The sequence below is a fragment of the Acinetobacter sp. ANC 4973 genome (genome assembly GCF_002135275.1).
Lineage (GTDB): Bacteria > Pseudomonadota > Gammaproteobacteria > Pseudomonadales > Moraxellaceae > Acinetobacter > Acinetobacter kyonggiensis.
In genome coordinates this window covers 241779-260074 of the sequence record NZ_NEGM01000005.1, presented here as the reverse complement: position 1 = coordinate 260074, position 18296 = coordinate 241779, and the positions used below count along the sequence as shown (strand labels likewise).

Below are 18296 nucleotides of genomic sequence, written 5' to 3'. Positions count from 1 at the left end.
TAAATAGGATGATAAAAATGAATGCACCCGTAGAGCTTAAATTGGAACTTAACCCACAACCAGAATTTCAGCTTCCTATTCAAAATTATCATGAATTTTATCGATTTTATTTAACCGAGCATCGAAATATCATCAGTCGCCGTTTACACGTATTGGGAAGTAGTGTCGGGGTGTATTTTTTGAGTAAAGCGATTCTTCAAAGAAAGCCAAAATATTTTATCTATGGACTGCTATCTGGCTATGCTTGTGCATGGGTCGGACATTTCGTTTTTGAAAAAAATAAACCAGCTAGTTTTAAACAACCGATCTATAGTTTTATTTCGGATTGGCGTATGTTTTCCGATGTATTACGAGGAAATTTAAGTTTAAAAGACCGCTCATTGGATAAAATTTCAAGCTAATGAGAGCGCTGAAGCATGATTTAGCCATCATAATAATGATGTTATGAAAAACAAGTCGCACTTTGATCAAAAATTTAAACTGCTTAGGGCTTGCAAAAATAGAATGAATATTCTATTAATAGTTATATGTTGAATTGTTGATCTTTTAGATTAAACAAAAATACAAATTTAAAGCTTTCCAAGCCTAGAGCGACCTTTCTCTGGGCTTTTTTTATGGATGAATTTATAGCGAAAATTTACAGTATTTTATCGTTGGAGAAATACATTTTTATTGGGTTAATAGATTGAATTGAAATAGGTTTTAGCTAAAATAGTTGACTCTCTAATTCTTTGTCCGCTTCCCCAAGCGCGTTTTATGACAAAGCATTAGAAAGTCAATTCGTTTTTTTGTTCCAAGTTACTATTTTTTTGTTTATGGTTATTCTGTTGTTGTATTAAACCGTTTAAATGTGTCTTCGATCTATCCCTGAAAATAGGTATTTCTCACTGCAGGATGGAAAATGTGAGATTGATTACAATTCTCTCAGTTTTTAATCCGTATATCGTTAGCAATCAATTGGTATTTGCCTGAAATGCACTGAATCTAGTTAATCTTGTGCATATAATAGGGGCAGTTTTAATTTTGGCAGTTTTTTATGCGCGGTTTATATCTTATTACCAATGATGATCCTTTAGAGGTTTTACTTGCAAAGTTGGAAGGTGCTTTTGCAAATGGTGGCGTAGCCGTATTGCAATATCGCCGTAAGAAAGTCACAAAAGAAGATCAAATTTACGAAGTGGAATATATGAAAGCCTTGTGTGCTGAATATGCTGTTCCTTTTGTGATTAATGATGATCTAGAAATGGCCGTTAAATATGGTGTGGGTGTACATTTAGGGCAAGATGATGGCTCAATTGCCGATGCTGCCGCACAATTGCCTCAAGGTGTACTGATTGGTTGTAGTTGTAATAATTCACTCGAACTGGCTGAACAAGCCATTGCAGAAGGTGCAAATTATGTGGCATTTGGTGCAATTTATGCCACTGATACTAAACCTGAAGCAGGCAATATTGGTCTGGAAACATTAAAGCAAGCAAAAGCCAAGTTGAATGTACCGATTTGTGCGATTGGTGGTTTAACGGTTGAAAATTCCGATGTTGTGATTACAGCAGGCGCAGATTTATGTGCGGTGATCAGTGATATTTTAGGTCGTCCAATGAATCATATTCCTGAACGTTTAGATGAGTGGTCTGAACTTTTTAGTGCGACGTTTTAAGCAGTTTTTTTATTTTTGTAGTTAAATTTTTAGTTGAGTAAATTGATGAGCTTATCTCCAAAGCAAGAACAATTGTTTAAACAAGCCAGTAAACATATTCCAGGTGGGGTGAACTCACCAGTACGTGCTTTTAATGGGGTGGGTGGTACGCCTGTATTTATCGAAAAAGCCAAAGGTGCGTATTTGTACGATGTCGATGGTAAGCGTTATGTCGATTACGTGGGTTCATGGGGGCCGATGATTCTAGGGCATGCGCATCCAGCCATCATTAAAGCAGTTCAAGATGCTGCTGTGGACGGTTTAAGTTTTGGTGCACCTACGGTTCATGAAACAACTTTGGCGGATATTATTTGTGAAATTATGCCGTCGATTGAATTGGTTCGTATGACCAATTCGGGAACTGAAGCGACCATGACTGCCATTCGTTTAGCGCGTGGTTATACGGGGCGTGACAAAATTGTAAAATTTGAAGGTTGTTACCACGGTCATTCAGACTCGCTTTTGGTTAAAGCGGGCTCGGGTATGTTGACCAATGGTGAAGGTGAAGCGACTTCTGCGGGTGTGCCAGCTGATTTTGCGAAGCATACTTTAACCCTTCCGTACAATGATATTGCAATGCTTAAAGAATGCTTTACTAAATTTGGTCATGAAATTGCTGGGGTCATTGTTGAACCTGTAGCGGGTAACATGAACTTGGTTATACCAATTGATGGTTTCTTACAAGCAATTCGTGATGTATGTGATGAACATGGTTCAGTGTTTATTATTGATGAAGTAATGACAGGTTTCCGTGTCGGTCTGGGCGGGGCACAAGCCCATTATGGCGTAACACCTGACTTGACGACTTTAGGTAAAATTATTGGTGCAGGCTTACCCGTCGGTGCATTCGGTGGTAAACGTGAAGTGATGGAGTGTATTGCGCCACTGGGTAAAGTTTATCAGGCGGGGACATTGTCAGGTAATCCCTTAGCAATGCGTGCTGGTATTGAAATGTTTAAACATTTACGTGCCGAAGGTTTTTATGAGAAATTAACCGCACAATTAGCCAAATTGTTGGCTGGTTTACAAGTGGCTGCGGATGAAGCAGGTATTGCATTTAAAACTCAACAAGTGGGCGGGATGTTTGGTTTGTACTTTACTGACCAAGAAGACATTACCAGTTTTGATTCAATGTTGAAATGTGATGTAGATGCCTTCCGTAAATTCTTCCACGGTATGTTAAAACGTGGGGTAAACCTTGCACCATCAGCATTTGAAGCTGGCTTTATCTCGATTGCACATTCGGATGAAGATATTGAATTTACTCTTCAAGTCGCACGTGAAACTTTTGCTGAAATGAGCGCTTCTTAAACAAAGAGCGTTTAACTCAATTGCTTGATTATAAAGCTCGTGGTTGAAGGACTACGGGCTTTTTATTGTTATATGACCTCATCTGGATATAAACGTGAAAACAAAACATTATTTAATGCTTGAAGATGCTGAATGGTTATTAAATCAAGCCCATCAATATGCAATACAACATGCTTTTAACGTCAGTATTGCTGTTGTGGATGAAACAGGTACGTTATTGGCTATGAAGCGTATGGATGGTGCATCACCTATGACTGCAAATTTATGTTTAGAAAAAGCCAAATGTTCAGCCATCAGCCGTCGTCCATCAAAATTATTTGAAGATATTATTAAAAATGGTCAAATGGGTTTTTTGACCATGGATAGTTTCTCTGGCATGTTAGAGGGTGGCGAGCCGATTATATATCAAGGGCAATTGGTCGGAGCGATGGGTGTTTCTGGGGTCAAATCTTTTCAGGATGCAGAAATTGCACAACATGCAATTCAAGCTTTTTTAATGTCAAGTTTATAAAAAGTATGAAATTTTTTTGTTAAATAAGTTTGGAATATGATGTTTCATGTAAAAAAGCCCACTCAGAAAATCTTTAGTTGAGTATTCTAAAAGCGGACATTTTTACTTTGGAGAAACCGGACATTTCTATTTGGGGCTTACAATTTAACTTCGTATAAGGTGTATTATGTTAATTTTAGCAAAACTTAAAATTACACCATATTTAAACTTGATATCTATTTTGTCTTTTGCATATTACTTTCAATAGTATCTAGAACGTCTTCATTTTGATCCGCCCATTCATAAAGCATGAATAAAGGTTCAACTACTTTTTTACCAATATCAGTTAAAGAATAGCTCACATGAGGTGGAATGACTTCGTAAACTTTACGATTAATCAAACCATAACCCTCGAGTTCCTTTAAGCTTTGTATCAACATTTTTTTTGATATACCTGGCATACAACGCTGAAGCTCACCAGTTCTTAATGGACTTTGAGAGAGTAGATATAAAATCATTGAATTCCATTTATGATCTAAAATTTTATGTATTCTGCGTCTAGGACAATTTTCTAAAATAATCAGTGACATATATGATAAAAACCTGCTTATGGTAACTTTTTGGTTACTATTATACAAAAAGGTAACTAGTTGCTAATTTTAACATTCTAATAAAAAATAGCCTATCTTTTTTAAAGTTGTATTTTAATGAACCCTGAAAAAATGAAAGCTTTAGTATTAAAAAACTACGAAACAGGCATATTAGAGTTAGAAACTGTTGATATTCCTAAAGTCATTAATGGTCATGTTTTAGTAAAAATCGCTGTAAGTGGTACTAATCCTATTGACTATAAAATCCGTACAGGTCAAGCACCTTATGCTATGCCAGCCCTTCCTGCAATTATTGGAACAGATATGGCAGGAACAATCGTTGCTGTTGCAAATGACGTTGATAACTTTGCGATTGGTGATGAAGTTTATGGCTTGGTTGGTGGTGTACGTGGTTTAGCAGGGACATTAGCTGAATATGTGTTAGCTGATGTTCGTTTAATTGCACTCAAACCTAAGAATTTAACAATGAGAGAAGCAGCAGCAATCCCATTAACATTCTTAACAGCTTGGGAGGGGCTAATTGATAGAGCAAATTTAAAACCAGAGCACACTGTGCTAGTACAAGGGGGTGCAGGTGGTGTTGGGCACATGGCAGTACAAATTGCTGTAGCTCATGGTGCTAAAGTTGTTGCTACCGCTTCTCAAGCTAAAAAAGACATTATTGAAAGCTATGGAGCAACTTTCTCTGACTATAAGACACAGACCATTAATGAATGTGTTTCTGAATTTACAGATGGAAAAGGGTTTGATCTGATCTATAACACGAATGGTGGAACACAATTAGAACAAGTTCTTGAAGCTACAGTTCCCTATGGTCATATAGTAAGTAGTAATGCCTTCACTGAAATTAATTTAGCTCCAAGCTCGCTACGCAATGTCACGATTTCAGGTGTATTCGTTTTATGGCCAATGCTTGAAAATGATCGTAGACAACATCATGGTGATATTTTAAAAGTTGCGACTCAACTTGCAGAAAGTAATAAACTTAAACCACTACTTGATCCTAAAGAATTTAGTATCAATCAAGTTGTTGAAGCTCATAATTATTTAGCTGCTGGCAAAGCTTTAGGTAAGGTTGTCATTGACATCACCAATATATAAAAATGCCAAATAATTAACTATCTTCCCCAAAAATAAAAAACTCGGCACTTTGTTGAGTTTTTTATTTTTATCACCTTAATTCCTCATAAATTCTCTATCTATTTAACATAATGACGCTTATAGGACATTTCTACTTGGGAATAACACCAAACCTTAATAGCCCCGAAAAAAGGGGGCTTTTCGTTTAGTATTCACATTAAACCCTTTATACATTAACCTTTCAAACTTTTTAAATAGCCTCGTTATTTGTACTCATCAAATTTTCCTGTTTTACCCCATGCCCCAAAAAAATCAAATTTTCACCATTCATTTATGGTCGTTCAGTGCGCCAAGCAGACAAGTATGATCGAATGAAGGAATATTGCTTGCTGTTGCTGAGCAGTGATTGATTTTGCAGTTAGACAAAGATGCTTTAGAGATCGTCTTTTATGTACTGCATTCAGCGGGACGTTGAAGCTAAATTGAAATAATTTTGAGTCAAAATCGGAAAAACCGTCGTCAATTCTAGCATTGAGCATTGTAATTCTGTGTCAAGCTTTCTATTATTGCTGGCTTGTTTTCGCGATCAGCTTGGAATTGAACATTGAGTAATTTTCTAACCGAACACCTGATACATCGTGATGAAGATTTTATGGTGATCCATAAACCTGCGGGTGTACTCACCGTTCCCGGAAAAACTGAAGATTTACAAGACTGTGTCATCAACCGATTACTCAACATAGAACCTAGAACCTTATTGATTCACCGTTTAGACCGTGATACCTCGGGTATTTTGGTTTTTGGTTTGACCAAATGGGGACAAAAAACCATTTCCCGTCAGTTCCAAGAACGTCAAACAGCAAAAACCTATCAAGCCGTTGTGGCTGGACATTTGGTGGGTGAGGGTACAGTTGATGTACCTGTGGTTTATGACCCTGAACATCCGCCATTACATATTGCCGATATTCATCATAACAAGCCTGCATTAACGCATTGGCAAGCCATTGAACATTTTGAAATTCAAGGGCAGGCGGTCACGCGTGTCAAACTTACCCCTATTACAGGCCGCTCACATCAGCTCCGCGTACATATGCAGTATCTGGGGCATCCGATTGTGGGTGACACTTTATATGCAACACTGGAACAGCAACAGTTGATTCCCCGTCTATGCTTACATGCTGAACACTTGGGTTTTTACCATCCTCAAACAGAGGAATTGGTGGAGTTTTATTATCCTGTTCCTTTTTAAGATAAAAACTTTTTAATCGTCATCGAATTTGCTCACTTTTTAGTGGGCTTTATGTCAAAATATATTGCTTAAAGACCTATTTTTTTGCTCAAATACTAATCAGGTTTTGAGTTTAAAATTAGTGTCCTCATTTTTAGATAAAGGTGGAAAAATTGCATCAGTTTGCTATTGGTCAGCGTTGGTTATCAGATACAGAAACAGAGCTTGGTTTAGGGGTTCTTATTGATGTAGATGAACGATCGGTTAGCATTTTATTCCCGAAAAGTGATGAAACACGTGTGTACGCACGTAATAATGCACCTTTATCGCGTATTGTTTTTAACATTAAAGATGAATTACAAGATCAAGAAGGCACCAAGTGGAATGTTGAGTCTTTTGAAGATCGTCATGGTGTGGTGCGTTATAACGTGGTGCGTACTTTAGAAGACGGGACTGAAGAGCGTAAATCATTAAATGAAACTCGTGTGGGCGCTCATATTCAGTTGTCTAAACCACTTGATCGGTTGCTTGCCAGTCAAATTGATTATAAAGAATGGTATGACCTGCGTATTGAAGCTTTGCTTATGCAAGCCAATATGAAAGCGAGTCCATTACGAGGCATGGTCGGTGCGCGTGTCGGTCTGATTCCACATCAGCTTTATATTGCCCATGAAGTAGGGCAGCGTTTTGCACCACGTGTTTTACTTGCCGATGAAGTGGGTTTGGGTAAAACCATTGAAGCGGGCTTGATTATTCATCAGCAACTTAAAATAGGTCGCTCAGAACGTATCTTGATTTTAGTACCCGATTCACTGCAATATCAGTGGATGATTGAGATGCGCCGCCGTTTTAATCTACAGTTCTCTTTATTTGATTTAACCCGTACAGCATCCATTAAAGAACATGATCCTGATTTAAATCCATTCTTGACTGAGCAATGCATCATTGCCAGCGTGGACTTAATGGTCGATCACGATGATTTACGTGAGCAGGCGCTAGAAGCTGGTTTTGACCTGCTTGTGGTCGATGAAGCACACCATTTGATGTGGAGTGAAGAAGAAGGTGGTAATGACCGTTATGACCTTGTTGAAGAACTTGCTGAAAAAACACCGGGTGTTTTACTCCTGACCGCAACCCCTGAACAATTGGGTGTAGAAAGTCATTTCGCACGTTTACGTTTACTTGATCCACAGCGTTTTAGTTCACTTGATCGTTTCTTAGATGAAGAAGTGCAATATCACCACACTGCAAAAATTGCGGAAGTGTTGATGTCAGATCTACCTTTAGAACAAGGTCATTTATCTGCTATTGAAAGTTTGCTTGGGCATAGTATTCAGGATGAGCCAGAACAACGTTTCCGTGCCATTCATGAATTATTAGACCGTCATGGTACAGGTCGTATTTTATTCCGTAATACCCGTGAAGCGATTCAAGGTTTCCCAGGTCGTGACTGTCAACCTGCTGCATTACCTGCGCCAGCACACTGGTCTAAAGATGGCAAATTACGTGAACAAATGTGGCCTGAAGAAGCACAGCTTGATGGTGCTTGGATGGAACATGATCCGCGTGTCATGTGGTTGATGGAAATGCTTCGCACAGGACTGAAACACAAAAAAGTATTGCTGATAGCACGTACTGGCCCTGTGGTTGAAGCGCTGGAAAATGTACTGCGTTTACATGCGGGTATTCGTACTGCCATGTTCCATGAAGGCATGAGCTTACTTGAGCGTGACCAAGCGGCTGCTTATTTCGCTGAAGATTCTTACGGTGCACAAATTTTACTCTGTTCAGAAATTGGTTCTGAAGGACGTAACTTCCAGTTTGCTTCTGACCTCATTTTATTTGATTTACCTGCGAATCCAGACGTTTTAGAACAACGTATTGGTCGTTTAGACCGTATTGGTCAAGAAAACCGTATTCAAATTCATGTGCCCTATTTAGTGGGGACAGCACAAGAGCGTATGTTCCGTTGGTACAATGAAGGTTTAAATATTTTTAGTAATATTTCACCTACGGCTCAAACACTGCAAGAAAACTTCATTATTAAATTAAAAGATTGTTTGTTGAATGATTTGGGTCAACAGTTTGAAGATTTACTTGAAGAAGTCTGTGTACAGCGCGAAGCTTTGGAAGCTGAATTGCAGGAAGGTCGTGACCGTTTGCTAGAATACAACTCTTGTCGTCCTATAGTGGCGCAAGAAATTGTGAAAGCACTTGAAGATTATGATGACAACACCACGTTGCCAATGTTTATGAAGCGCTTCATGGCATCGACCAATATCGACTTCGATGAGCAAAGTAACGGTACTGTAATTATTAAACCAACGGATCAAATGCAGGTTCAAGGTTTAACGCTCGATGAAGAAGGCATGACAGCCACTTTCTATCGTGACCAAGCACAAACCCGTGAAGATGCGCAGTATTTAACCCTTGAACATCCATTCACAGAAAGTGTCATGGAAATGATTAATACACAAGGCTTTGGTAGTACCAATGTTGCTGTGTTGAAATCTGCGGCATTACCACAAGGTTCGGTGTTGTTGGAAGTATGGTTTAAAGTTGATGTGGTTGCACCGAAAGCCTTGAACTTACCGTCAAGCCTGCCGCAGCAACTTATTCGTGTTCTATTGAGTGAAAAAGGTCAGGATTTATCGAATAAGATTGCACCCGATATTTTGAAACCTTATTTACATCATTTGGACAGTAATAGCTGCCGTCAGGTGGTGAAAGCGCGCCGTGATGTGATTGAACAACGTTATGTACAAGCTTTGGATCTTGCAAAGGCAGCATTACCAAGCTTTAAACAACAAGCCAAAGAAGTGTATGGCAATAAATGGCAATATGAAATTGACCGTTTAACTTATCTTAAGCAATTTAATCCAAGTATTCGTGAAGATGAAATTGCACGTTTACAAAAATTGCAAAAAGAAGGCATTAGCTTGCTTGATGGCTTGTCTGTCACACCTGAAGCCATTCAAGTGCTTGTGGTGGTTAAACCTTAAGTTTTGAATGAAATAAGAAAGCACCTTCGGGTTAATGCTAGTCAATTTCGTAACTGACTGGCATTTTATTTTTTAAATTCATAATGTTATTCGATACACGGAAACGTCATCCGCAACTGTTCGAGGCAAAACTATTTTAAAAAAGTAAGGTTTCTGCGATTTATTAATCAATAAAAGGTATTTGGCGAGTTTTGCGGATGACAATGCCTTTGATTACTTTGGGCTTATCCAAAGTAATAGGTGAGCTCCAAGTGTTTGATTTAAAAATATAAGACTCCATCATGAACAACTAAAAACTAAGGATTTCATTTCTAAATCCTTAACTGACTGGTATTACCCTTTCGGGTGCTTTTTTATTTTCTTATATTTTCAAGCATAGGGGATTCTGGCGTTTAGAATTCAGCTTATGTTAAAATAGGACATAAATTTAAAAAATATATAAGAAAAATTATGGCTAAATCTTTAGTGACGATGGGGTCTTCAACGACACATGGCGGCATCGTATCTGAATGTGAAAACACATTTGTTATCAATGGTATTGCAGTACATTTGCATGGAATGAAACATTATTGTCCCAAATGCCAAGTTGTGGTGTCATCCATTGCGGCAGATCAGTCAACACTGGTAAAAGGGCGAGGAGTGGTACTCGCTGGAGATAAAACCACCTGTGGTGCCACTTTTTTAGCCAATCAAGCTTTGCTTGTTTCACAAAAATAAGCGTTCTATTGAGTATTGCTGTATTAAGAGCAAAATTGACTTTGAAGTCAGCCTATTGATGATTTATTGATTTAATCTCCGTATATTTTTACGTAAGCTAGTAATTCGGTTAATCACTTTATCAAAAGAAGAGCACAGTCGAATGGCTGATGAATTATTTATGAAAACAGAAATTCATTTTACTCATGCCAATGGAATTCCTGCGCAAAGTTATCAAAAATTCTTTACTTATTTTCAAGATGAGTTTGATTTAAAGTCCATCCCAATGATTGGAATGAATCCACAGTACCCGATTACTCATGATTGGCGTTACTTGGTTGATCAAATTATTGATGATGTTGAACAACAATTTCAGGGCAGAAAGGTGGTTGGTCTGGGGCATTCCTTTGGTTCGTTATTAACACTTATGAGTGCTTATAAACGTCCTGATTTATTTTCACAATTGGTGATTATGGATCCGCCTTTTGTGATTGGTTCTAAATCAGCAATGTTTGAGATTGCAAAGAAATTAAAACTCAAAGCCATTGATCAATTTACACCAGCAGGAATTACCTTGAAACGCACTGATCACTGGAAAGATCATGCGCATGCATATACTTCAATGCGGCATAATCAATTATTCCGACATTTTGATGAAACCTGTTTTCAAGATTTTTTAAGCTATGGTTTACAAGAAGATACTGAGCGTGGTGGTTTAACTTTAACTGTCCCTAAAGTCATTGAAGCTGAAATTTTTCGAACTGTACCTGCCTGGTGGTGGCGTACACCAAGAAAAGCACCCGTTGTACCTGTCCATTTAATTAGTGCAAACAAGAGTCCATTTTATAAACAAGGTTTTCCACAAGGCATACAAAAGACTTATCAGATTAATTATAGTTTGATGCAAGGCGGGCATATGTTCCCTTTAGAACAGCCTGAAAAAACAGCCGAATTGGTTAAACACATTATTGCTCAGCAAAAAAAGTAATGAAAAAATGATGCTAAAGCAGTAAAGGAGATACTCAAATAAGTGATCACTCCTAAGCCTAAGTTATTAGCTTATTTTGGCTTCATCCAAATGACGTGCACCTTCTAAAATCATGCGAATCATGATCATGGTTTGCTCTGCCACTTCTTTACGTTCATTGATGGGGATATCAATAAGTTTAGCACCCATATTAAAGACCAATTGCGTAATTGCTTTTGCTACCAAATCTGGGTGGCACAGTTTGCTGTTATTTAAGCGTTCTAACAGAATTAGATCGTCTTTGAGTTCTTGCTGAAAATAATTTAATTGGCGTTCAACGGCTAATTTGTATGAGGTAGAGCCAGTATAGGCTTCACGAAGTAATAAACTTAGATTACCTTCATCTGCATCCAATTGTTCAATGAAAACCTCAACAGAACTGCGAATGATACTGTTTTGTTTCGAGGCTTTTAAACGTGCTTCAAGTAAAATTTGGCGTAATACATTGCCTGAGCGATCAATCAATTCAATTGCAAGCTCATCTATGTCTTTGAAATGTCGATAAAAACTGTTCGGTGCAATGCCAGCTTCTCGGGCAACTTCACGTAAGCTTAGGGATGAAATACTTTTTTGAGGCCCAATTAAATTGAGCGCAGCTTGAAACAGTTCTTCTTTGGTAATCGTTGCTTTTCGACCGACTGTGCGGACAACAACTGGCTCATGCGCAAAATTTTGTGCATCAATTGTGGCAGTAACATTTTTTTTAATTGAAGACTGGTTCATATTTTTCAAGAGATTAAAGACACTCAAACATTATAGCGGTTGCTTGGTCACATGGGAAATGAATAGAAACAATACAAGTGTATATACAAATATATATACATGTGTATAATAATACAAATTCAATCGCGTGGTATCTGACTATGCATGTTTTAGAAAAAACCAAATCTCCCTTCGGTTCACTTGCTGAAATTGTTATTGATCAGCATGCAGCTAATTTTTGGTTGCAAAAATTTAACTCCCTTTGGTCTCTCAATCAAGCATTGGGCAAAATTGTTCAAAAAGAAAATTCTGCTCAAAACATGGTGAGTTTAACCATTCAGTTCAATCGTCATTTTGATGTAGGGCAAGCTGGACAGCATCATCCGATCTTTGTGAGTGTCAATGGTACTCGCTATGAACGTAGCTACAGCTTGACTCAACTGGATACACAACATGTGTTATTAACCGTTAAAAAAGTCGATCAGGGTAAAGTCAGTTCGTGGTTAGCTGAGCAGTCTAAAGTCGGCGATATTCTTGAATTCGGTCAGCCTTATGGCGATATGCTGTTACCTGAACAAGCTCAAGCGATGGTATTGCTGGCTGCGGGGAGTGGTATTACGCCAATGTTCAGTTTACTCAAAGCATTATCCAAGACCAATCGGATGGCTCAAGCACCGATAAAATTATTGTATTGGGTCAGAGAATATACCGATGTTGCTTTTAAAGCACATTTTGAGAAGCTCGCTGAACAATATCCTAATTTTACATTTCAAGTTTTTTATACTCAAGAAGATGATGCTGGCGAGCGCTTAAATGTAGCGCATACGGCATTAATTTCAAATATCGAAAATAACGTGGTCTATGCTTGTGGTCCATCTGGATTTGTAGCGCAAGCTGAACAGTTATTTGCACATGCTCAAAGTTTTAAAAGTGAAGCTTTTAGTATGACACCGCTAGAGAGTTCTGATATTGGCTTTGTCAATGTAACTTTGTTGAAATCTAAAAAAGTCATTGCCATTCCAAAAGGGCAGTCCATTTTAACCAGTTTGGAACAGCAAAATATCAAACCCACTCATGGTTGCCGTATGGGCATTTGTAATAAATGCGTCTGCAATAAAGTTGAAGGTTCAACCAAAAATATGGTGAATGGTAGTCAAAATGCAGAACCCGGTAATGTATTGAAAATATGTGTCAACTCAGCTCAGTCTGACCTTGTTATTGATTTATAAGTGAGTCCAATATTATGAATATGCCCGTTAAAATGCAATATTTTAAAAACCCTAAAAATGGCGAGCTTACTCAATCTCAACTCGATGCTTTAGCACGTGAGCTAGATGCGATTAAACAAGAAGTCTTAGATGATATTGGTGAAAAAGATGCCAAATATATTCGCCGTGTTTATTCAACCGTGCGTTATTCATCAATCGCGGGTCGTGCCTGTTTATTTGCAGGATGGTTTCCACCAGCATGGCTTTTAGGTACAGGTTTACTTGGTTTTTCTAAAATCATGGAAAACATGGAGTTGGGTCATAATGTCATGCACGGTCAATATGACTGGATGAATGATCCAAAATTCCATGGCCCAACTTATGAGTGGGATATTGTGGGCACAGCGGATAATTGGCGTCAAACCCATAACTATAAACATCATACTTATACCAATATTAAAGGTATGGATGATGACATTGGTTATGGATTATTACGTCTTTTCCCTGAACAGCGTTGGAAACCCGGCTTTCTTTTACAACCTATTTACGCCATTCCATTTTGTTTGCTATTCCAATGGGGGGTTGCAATTCAAAACCTTGAAATTGGCAAAGTGTGGTTTGGTCGTAAGACTAAACAGGAACTAAAAGAAGAGTGGAAACCTTTACAGACTAAAATCACCAAACAGCTGTTTAAAGATTATGTCTTTTTTCCCTTAATTGCAGGTCCAGCGGCTTTGCCTGTTTTAGCGGGTAACTTAGTTGCGAATGGTATTCGTAATATTTGGACATTTAGTATTATTTTTTGTGGTCACTTCACTAAAGACGTTGAAGTGTTTCCAAAAACAGTACTGGAAAATGAAAGTCGCGGTCATTGGTATATGCGCCAGATTCGTGGTTCATCGAACTTAACCGGTTCAGAAGCCTTCCATATTTTGACAGGGCATTTAAGTCATCAAATCGAACATCATTTATACCCTGATATTCCAGCACGTCGCTATCGTAAAATGGCACCGAAGGTACAGGCTGTATGTGAAAAGTATGGCTTGAATTACAACAATGCCAGTCTATTGAAACAATATGGTAGTGTACTTAAACGTATAGCAAAATATGCATTTCCATTTAAGAAATAAATGAAATATTGCACCAAGAAACCACTTTAAATGAAGTGGTTTTTTTAATGGTGGATATGCGCTTTAAGTGTTTTAACTAAATGTGCATAATTGCCTTTTTTTGCTTTATCCAATACATGTGTAATTTCTTGCTGACTCCAATTTTGGTTTTTAGCCTGACGGAAAAATAAGGACAGCAACACAAAAGGATTTTCGCCAAAACGAATATATACACCTTTTACTTGTTTGGGGGGATTAAATAAATTCATTATACATTTACCTTTATTTATTGTTTGTTATGCACTGTATTTATTATTTATGTAGATACTATCACAGTATTTTTTATCAATAAAACATTAGTTTAATTTGAATTTTTGTTCAATTTTAATGGTTTGATTTATTGTTTAGATCGAAAATAATCAAGGTACTGAATATTTTGAAGTTAAATGGCAATTTGAATACTGTTCGGTAGTGGTGGGAGTATTTTATTGACACCGATCATATAGGCATGATTTGCAAGAGCCAGCATTTCTTTATCTTCATGACTGTTGCCATAAGCATAAATCGCAGCGTAATTCGCTAAAGGGTAATTTTCTAAAATACGTAGCCTTTTTTGTTCTGAACTACAATCTGGCGTTATGTATTGTCCCGTATATAAATTATTTATTTTTTCAGTCTGCGTGCAAATTAAATCAATATTTAATAAGTGACAGAGCGGTTCTAGATAGATATCTACCGATGCTGAAACCAATACAATATCGTGCCCTAAAGCTTGATGTTGCTTAAGTTGTTTAAGTAATGCAGGATTTAGTTGGGACATTAAGCTGTTTGCATATTCTAGAGCAACTTGTTGCAATTCTAGTGCATCGGCATGCGTAAACATTGCACGAAATAATTTAGAACGCATGGCATGTGCAGGGTAGGCATTTAAATAATAGGCTTGGATCCACGGTAGGATTTTAATCCCTTGTTTGACGATATGCCGTTTAGATAGCGCATAAAATATAAACCCCGTGAAACTATCCTTTGTACACAGGGTTCCATCAAAATCGAAGAGCGCTAAATTTTTATTCTTTTTGCTCGTTGCATACATGATTGGTATCTTCCATTTACGCGTGTTGCAAACCAGTTGGTATTATAGTCACGGCTAAGTTTAGGGCCAGAAATAACGACCTCAGGCATGATGGCATAGATAGGTTTTTTACCCGTTTTCTCTTTGTAGAGCTTAGTTACTGCGCGGTATGTTGCTGTATCTTCAAAACTTTTATCTTTTTCTTTCTTTAAGTCTGTACGAATTTGACGTGGTGTGACCAAGATGTTATTGGTTGCAAACACACTAATCAATTCACGTTCAGATTGACTGCTGACAGAGCGAATTGAACCATCTTTGTTGTAAAGTAACAGGTCTCCATCTAAGTCTAATTCAGCGACTGTAAGATCATTGAGCATACTTTGGAATGCTGCATTACGGCTTGAATACATACCTGAGTTATAGTCTGCAAAACGATAAATCGCTTTATCATAATCCGCAGGATACATCATTAAACGATGTATACCGTAATACAAACCGCCATATTGACTATATAAGTCAGTGCGTAATTCTGCAATATTGCCGCCTTGGCGTTTGTGTTCTTTAGCATATCCAATATGAACCTGCATTGAACCCAATGTGGTAATTGGATTTAGCTTTTCACCAATGTCTTGGCCCACTAATTTTGCTGCACCCGTTAATGCACTGACATGGTAGTGCTTGGACATATAAGCAAAAATTTCGCGATATAGTTCATCCAGTTCACGTTCAGTTTTCACCCGACGCATTTGACTTAAATAGTTATCTTCAGGACTTGGCTGATTTTTTAAAACTTCTTGAAAATAACCCGCAACTGTTCCGCCCAAACCATCGCCTAATTTATCTTTAAATTTTTCTTCTAAACGATCTTGGACTTCTTTCACTGCTTTTTCACCTAAACCCGGAACTTGTGGGTCAGCGACAAAGTTAGATTCTTGATCTACAACAGCGACAATACTGCAAATATTTTCTTTGGTTTGAGGAATATCAAGCTGATTGGTAATACTAAAAATATCTTTAGCCCATGAACTACGATTGTTCACCCGTGGTGGGACTAGGCGTTTAATTTGATCTTCTTCTAAAGTCGGTTCATTATTTTTTGACCACCAAGAACCATCACCACATGCCACTAAACTTAGCGACAATGCAAGGATACTCAAGGATTTAAGATGAGATGAAATAAAAAGAGTTTTTTTCATAAGGATGAAAACATGTTCCAAAAGGATGAGCCAATACAGTAGATGCAGTATACTATGTCGGTCGAAAAAGTGATGAATTTATATGTATATTGGTCCATATCAACTGTCAAATAATTTAATTGTCGCTCCTATGGCAGGTGGGACGGACATTTATTATTAAACCATATACTTCAATAACTTAATTGATTATTTGTGGCGTATGGCGTAATAAAGGCGTAAAAAAATGAAGTGAAGTTAATTCACTTCACTCCAGTTTCGTTGCGATTCTTTCTGTAGTGAATCAAGCCAAACAGCAACATTTGCTATATTCACAAAGTACTCAGATTTGTTGCCATCAATTTTAAAAGCAGGAAAGGGAAGTTTGCATTTTGATGCTCGTTGCTTCGCAGATGCCATATCCATATGTGGCATATAATCTTCCACAATATTCTTTAAAGCCACAACTGGGCTTTTGTATCGAAGAATTAACATCATTGATGTATCGAGTTGATCTTCATTTTTTTTAAGTGCAGCCGCCATTCAAGACACCTCCTTCAAACTTTGAGCAACTTCAGAAGGTAGGTTTGCATCATTCCAAACAGCATATGCAACACAGTCTTCAGCATAGTCATCTGTAACCGCAACTTGACCATTATGACCGCATGACTTGCACTGAATTTTATCGCCATCAAACAAAAAGTCTTCAGTACCTTCGATGGTTTCAACTATTGCCCAACCATGACTACATTTATTGCATTCTTCTAGCCAAAAAACTTCAACTTTATGACTCATGATTTTGCTCCATTTCAATTACATCGTCAGTGAAATCATAAGAGCCGGGGGTGGCAAATTTTTCAGTTGCCCCATATTCTTCTTGCAGATACGTATTGAAAAATTCCGATTTACTCATCACACGAAAACCATCAGGTAAAGCATCTTCTGCTTTTTTAAATATGGACTCTAGTGTTGATCGAGTAGGGTATTGACCAAGCGGAAGCGACATTGTGACAATTGCTTGTTGTTTGGTTTCTTCCTCAACAGCATATACTTTCATTTCAAGTGTGATTGGAGCATTCATCTTCATTTTGCTGGCTCCTGTGTTTCTTCACGCTGTTCAGCAATACAGTCTTCCAAATGTTTTATACATTCAGATTTTGAATTGAATGGGCCTTGCCAACAATCATTGAAATGAATATCCCATTCAACTAAACCATGACGTTCTTCACGATCTATTTGAACAGTTCCGAAAAATGGAACATCATGAGCAAACCAATGTTCATTATCGTCTGTGCCAAATTCAATTTTAGAGTTTTGGGCGACAGCTTCAGCGTTATAAACACCTTCTGCATGCTTGATTAGCCCTGAAACTGACGTACCCTTCATGAACCATGTTTGACCAATCATGCAGTTATTTTCTAAAATCTGTTCAGGCACTGCTTGGGCTTGGGCATCACGTTTCGCATAAAATTCACCAAGTTGCATTGCTTTGGTAATTAGTTGCTCTAGTGTGTCTGCATCTTCATTTGTTAAAAGACTTTCCTCCAAAAATGTATTTTTTATTGACTCAATATCTTGGTCTAATAAATCTATGGATTCTTGGATAGAATTGCTTTCCACAACCTTTGGGGCTTCGGCTTGATAGAAATCTTCTGGCAGTAATATGTAATCACTTTGATCCGTGCACCAAACTCTAAGAAAATGATTGTTTTGACACGTCCAGAAAAATTCAGATTGTCTCTTTATTGAGCTTCCATCATGAGCAGTGCTTTGACTAAAAACATTCTCAAAATACTTAGGCTTGATAACATCACAGCCACCTTCGCAAGCCCATTCCTGATTTGCTTCTAATTCTGGTAATTTACGTATAGCTTTAATTTCCATCACACAAC

Annotated in this window: 19 protein-coding genes and 2 pseudogenes; 12 read left to right on the top strand and 9 right to left on the bottom strand. The window is 37.8% G+C overall.

Annotated features, from left to right (window positions below; translation table 11 throughout):
* Nucleotides 1-17 precede the first annotated feature (17 nt).
* From B9T30_RS08650 to B9T30_RS08635, 4 genes are all read left to right on the top strand, one after another.
* Nucleotides 18-401, top strand: a complete 384-nt coding sequence (locus B9T30_RS08650; protein WP_086184618.1) for a DUF962 domain-containing protein — start codon at nt 18-20, stop codon at nt 399-401.
* A 635-nt stretch (nt 402-1036) separates the two neighbouring features.
* Nucleotides 1037-1657 carry a thiamine phosphate synthase gene (gene thiE / locus B9T30_RS08645; protein ID WP_086184617.1) on the top strand — a complete coding sequence of 207 codons (621 nt, stop codon included), beginning with the start codon at nt 1037-1039 and terminating at the stop codon, nt 1655-1657.
* A gap of 45 nt (nt 1658-1702) precedes the next feature.
* The gene (gene hemL, locus B9T30_RS08640) at nt 1703-3007 is read left to right on the top strand and encodes a glutamate-1-semialdehyde 2,1-aminomutase (RefSeq protein WP_086184616.1); all 1305 of its coding nucleotides are present in this window, start codon (nt 1703-1705) and stop codon (nt 3005-3007) included.
* Between the two features lie 94 nt (nt 3008-3101).
* On the top strand, nt 3102-3518 hold the full coding sequence (locus tag B9T30_RS08635) for a GlcG/HbpS family heme-binding protein (RefSeq protein WP_086184615.1): 417 nt from the start codon (nt 3102-3104) through the stop codon (nt 3516-3518).
* A gap of 215 nt (nt 3519-3733) precedes the next feature.
* On the opposite strand, the gene B9T30_RS08630 is transcribed toward B9T30_RS08635, so the two are convergent.
* Nucleotides 3734-4087 carry a winged helix-turn-helix transcriptional regulator gene (locus tag B9T30_RS08630; protein ID WP_086184614.1) on the bottom strand — a complete coding sequence of 118 codons (354 nt, stop codon included), beginning with the start codon at nt 4085-4087 and terminating at the stop codon, nt 3734-3736.
* A gap of 132 nt (nt 4088-4219) precedes the next feature.
* On the opposite strand from B9T30_RS08630, the gene B9T30_RS08625 reads away from it, so the two are divergent.
* The 5 genes from B9T30_RS08625 to B9T30_RS08605 all read left to right on the top strand — a co-directional run bounded on the left by B9T30_RS08625 (nt 4220) and on the right by B9T30_RS08605 (nt 11102).
* On the top strand, nt 4220-5209 hold the full coding sequence (locus B9T30_RS08625; protein ID WP_413772561.1) for a zinc-dependent alcohol dehydrogenase family protein: 990 nt from the start codon (nt 4220-4222) through the stop codon (nt 5207-5209).
* Nucleotides 5210-5792: 583 nt separating this feature from the next.
* Complete coding sequence (locus B9T30_RS08620; protein ID WP_171264143.1) at nt 5793-6437, top strand: RluA family pseudouridine synthase; 645 nt, start codon at nt 5793-5795, stop codon at nt 6435-6437.
* A 143-nt stretch (nt 6438-6580) separates the two neighbouring features.
* Nucleotides 6581-9418, top strand: coding sequence for an RNA polymerase-associated protein RapA (gene rapA, locus B9T30_RS08615; RefSeq protein WP_086184612.1), 2838 nt, complete (start codon nt 6581-6583; stop codon nt 9416-9418).
* A gap of 450 nt (nt 9419-9868) precedes the next feature.
* Complete coding sequence (locus B9T30_RS08610) at nt 9869-10135, top strand: PAAR domain-containing protein (RefSeq protein WP_086184611.1); 267 nt, start codon at nt 9869-9871, stop codon at nt 10133-10135.
* Nucleotides 10136-10295: 160 nt separating this feature from the next.
* Nucleotides 10296-11102, top strand: coding sequence for an alpha/beta fold hydrolase (locus B9T30_RS08605; protein ID WP_086184716.1), 807 nt, complete (start codon nt 10296-10298; stop codon nt 11100-11102).
* A gap of 66 nt (nt 11103-11168) precedes the next feature.
* Here B9T30_RS08605 and fabR read toward each other — a convergent pair whose 3' ends face one another.
* A complete protein-coding gene (gene fabR / locus B9T30_RS08600) occupies nt 11169-11864 on the bottom strand; it encodes an HTH-type transcriptional repressor FabR (RefSeq protein ID WP_143223202.1) in 696 nt (231 codons plus the stop codon).
* Nucleotides 11865-12004: 140 nt separating this feature from the next.
* Between fabR and B9T30_RS08595 the strand changes: the two genes are divergently transcribed.
* Nucleotides 12005-13072, top strand: a complete 1068-nt coding sequence (locus B9T30_RS08595; protein ID WP_086184610.1) for a ferredoxin reductase — start codon at nt 12005-12007, stop codon at nt 13070-13072.
* 14 nt (nt 13073-13086) lie between these two features.
* Nucleotides 13087-14181 (top strand): fatty acid desaturase family protein, encoded by a 1095-nt coding sequence (locus B9T30_RS08590; RefSeq protein ID WP_086184609.1) that lies wholly within the window; start codon nt 13087-13089, stop codon nt 14179-14181.
* Between the two features lie 44 nt (nt 14182-14225).
* Here the strand turns inward: B9T30_RS08590 and B9T30_RS08585 are convergent, their stop codons facing one another.
* The 3 genes from B9T30_RS08585 to B9T30_RS08575 all read right to left on the bottom strand — a co-directional run bounded on the left by B9T30_RS08585 (nt 14226) and on the right by B9T30_RS08575 (nt 16428).
* A complete protein-coding gene (locus tag B9T30_RS08585; protein WP_086184608.1) occupies nt 14226-14429 on the bottom strand; it encodes a hypothetical protein in 204 nt (67 codons plus the stop codon).
* A 173-nt stretch (nt 14430-14602) separates the two neighbouring features.
* Nucleotides 14603-15253, bottom strand: coding sequence for an HAD-IB family hydrolase (locus B9T30_RS08580; RefSeq protein ID WP_086184607.1), 651 nt, complete (start codon nt 15251-15253; stop codon nt 14603-14605).
* Nucleotides 15220-16428 (bottom strand): DUF1615 family protein, encoded by a 1209-nt coding sequence (locus B9T30_RS08575; protein ID WP_086184606.1) that lies wholly within the window; start codon nt 16426-16428, stop codon nt 15220-15222. Before B9T30_RS08575 ends, B9T30_RS08580 begins: the two co-directional genes overlap by 34 nt.
* A gap of 82 nt (nt 16429-16510) precedes the next feature.
* Here B9T30_RS08575 and B9T30_RS16850 point away from each other — a divergent pair.
* Nucleotides 16511-16576, top strand: a pseudogene (locus B9T30_RS16850) (hypothetical protein); the annotation flags it as partial.
* An 86-nt stretch (nt 16577-16662) separates the two neighbouring features.
* Here the strand turns inward: B9T30_RS16850 and B9T30_RS08570 are convergent.
* The 4 genes and pseudogenes from B9T30_RS08570 to B9T30_RS16820 all read right to left on the bottom strand — a co-directional run.
* Entirely contained in the window at nt 16663-16947 is a 285-nt protein-coding gene (locus B9T30_RS08570; protein ID WP_086184605.1) for a pyocin activator PrtN family protein, read from the bottom strand.
* On the bottom strand, nt 16948-17199 hold the full coding sequence (locus B9T30_RS08565; RefSeq protein ID WP_086184604.1) for a hypothetical protein: 252 nt from the start codon (nt 17197-17199) through the stop codon (nt 16948-16950).
* The gene (locus B9T30_RS08560) at nt 17189-17491 is read right to left on the bottom strand and encodes a hypothetical protein (protein WP_086184603.1); all 303 of its coding nucleotides are present in this window, start codon (nt 17489-17491) and stop codon (nt 17189-17191) included. Before B9T30_RS08560 ends, B9T30_RS08565 begins: the two co-directional genes overlap by 11 nt.
* A pseudogene (locus B9T30_RS16820) lies at nt 17488-17826 on the bottom strand (hypothetical protein); the annotation flags it as partial. The gene B9T30_RS08560 and the pseudogene B9T30_RS16820, both read right to left, overlap by 4 nt.
* Nucleotides 17827-18296 lie beyond the last annotated feature (470 nt).